This window comes from Nocardia sichangensis (genome assembly GCF_047200615.1).
Taxonomy (GTDB): domain Bacteria; phylum Actinomycetota; class Actinomycetes; order Mycobacteriales; family Mycobacteriaceae; genus Nocardia; species Nocardia sichangensis.
This window is the reverse complement of sequence record NZ_JBJZOK010000089.1, coordinates 1-2,236: the sequence shown is the minus strand read 5'-3', so window position 1 is coordinate 2,236 and position 2,236 is coordinate 1. Positions and strand designations below refer to the sequence as shown.

At 67.0% G+C, this 2,236-nt stretch carries 1 protein-coding gene; it reads left to right on the top strand.

Annotation, left to right across the window (positions count from 1 at the left end; translation table 11 throughout):
* Positions 1-448: 448 nt before the first annotated feature.
* The gene (locus ACL03I_RS39210; protein WP_412808627.1) at positions 449-1,591 is read left to right on the top strand and encodes an IS110 family RNA-guided transposase; all 1,143 of its coding nucleotides are present in this window, start codon (positions 449-451) and stop codon (positions 1,589-1,591) included.
* Positions 1,592-2,236: the final 645 nt, after the last annotated feature.

Sequence of the window (2,236 nt, the reverse complement as noted above, 5' to 3'; positions counted from 1 at the left end):
GATCTACTCATTGGTGAACGGTGCATCGGTGGTCACGGACACCTGATCAAGACCGGGCCGCGGGTAGGCCTATCCACAGGCTTGGTGCCGGAGACGTCGGTGCATCGTTCACCGAGCCTGCCTGGTGACTCCTGCCCCGATGTTGGGCGAAAGCCCTCATGTCAGACCGTGAGCGCCGGGGTCGGCTCGCCGGTCTGGACGGGCGGCGCGGTGTGTCGTCCCGTCCGAGCCGGTGTGGGATTACTCGTGGTTCGAGCCCTCCTGCGCGGCTTGACGCCTCATCTGTTCGAGAGCCTAGTAGCTCTGGTCAAGACCGGGCGCCGTGCGGGTGCGCTGGGATCGCAAACAGCTCACCGGAGGCAAGCCCACGGAGGCTCGTAAGTAGGTCGCTGCGCGTTCTCGCCCGGGTGTCGGACCAGCGAAACACCCGATCTGATGGAGGTGCGGATTGAATTGTTCATACGGAATCGACTGGGCCGAAGGGCATCACGATGTCGCGATCGTCGACAGCGGTGGCAAGCTGGTGGCCAAGCAGCGAATCGGTGACAACCCTACCGGGTTCGCTGAACTGACCCAGCTGCTGGCCGATGCCGGTGACAGCCCCGACGATCCGATTCCGATCGCCATCGAGACCCCGCGCGGGTTGCTGGTGGCTGCGTTGCGCGCGACCGGGCGTCCGGTGTTTGCGATCAATCCAATGGCCTTGGCCCGCTATCGGGAACGCCACTCGGTGGCCCGTGCGAAGTCCGACCACGCCGATGCGATGACGCTGGCGAACATCCTGCGCGTCGATGCCCACCTGCACCGGAAGCTGCCCGCCGACAGCGAGTTAGCCCAAGCCATCGCGGTTTTGGCGCGCGCGCAGCAGGATGCGGTCTGGCGCCGCAGCAAGGCCAGCAACGAACTGCGGTCGATCCTGCGCGAGTACTACCCGGCGTTCCTGGACGCCTTTGCGGGCAAGTCGGCAACCAATCTGGCCAAACCGGATGCCCGTGCGGTGCTCGCCATCGCGCCCAAACCGGCGCATGCAGCAAAACTCACCAAGACCCGCATCGCGACCGCGTTGCGCCGTGCCGGCCGTCAACGCAGCATCGATGACCGCGCCGCCGAGATACTGCAGCGCCTGCGCATCCCGCAGCTGCGCCAGCCCGGGCTCGTCGAGCAGGCGATGGGCCGACAGGCGCTGGCCCTGCTGGCGATGCTCGATGCCGCCTGCTCCGGTGCCGACGATCTGGAACAGGCCGCGGCCGAAGAATTCCGCAAGCACCCCGACTATGCCGTCATCACCAGCTTTCCCGGCTTGGCCGAGGTGACCGGCGCCCGTGTTCTCGCCGAGATCGGCGATGACCGCGACCGGTTCGCCGACGACCGCGCGCTGAAGGCCTACGCCGGATCCGCGCCCGTCACCAGGGCCTCCGGCAAGGTCACCTCTATCACCCACCGGCGGATCAAGAACGACCGGCTCGCCGCAGTCGGCTGGGTCTGGGCCACCTACGCCTCGATCAACCCCGGCCCCGCCCGCGAGCACTACCGCAGGCGCCGAGATCACGGCGACCGCCACGCTGCCGCCCTGCGGCACTACGCGCCATGATGGGAGGTGTCCTCTCGGTGGTCGGGGCTGGCGTGGGCGCCGGTGGGATCACTCGGAGGCACCTCTGTAACGAGTCACACCCGCACCGGGGCGGACACTCTCTGATCAGGCCAGCCGGGTGGTGGAGCGGGATATACCCGGAGTCACGTGGAAAGCCGGGGCGTCATCCTGCCAGCCGATCTCGGACCGGCCGCGACCATTACAGATCTACCCGCTCGTCCGCGAGCTGGCCGGAGACGGGATCCCCGTCACAGTGACGTGCCGGGTGTTGAAACTGGCACGTCAGCCGTACTACCGGTGGCTGGCCGAACCGGTCACCGACGCCGAACTTGAGCAGCGTATCGGGCCAACGCGCTCTTCGACGCCCACACCCGGAATTCGGCTACCGATTCCTGGCCGACGAAGCTCGTGCAGCCGGGAAACCGATGGCCGACCCCACCGCCTGGAGGATCTGCTCGAGGCAGGGCTGGTGAAGCGTGTTCGGCAAGAAACGCAGCGGCAAGGGCAAACCCGGCCCGCCGGTCTACGACGATCTGGTCCGCCGCAATTTCTCCGCCGATGCCCCGGATCGGTTGTGGCTGGCCGATATCTCCGAGCACCGCACCGCTTGGATTCCAGTAGTTGTTGCAACGCTGCTGGAAGGTC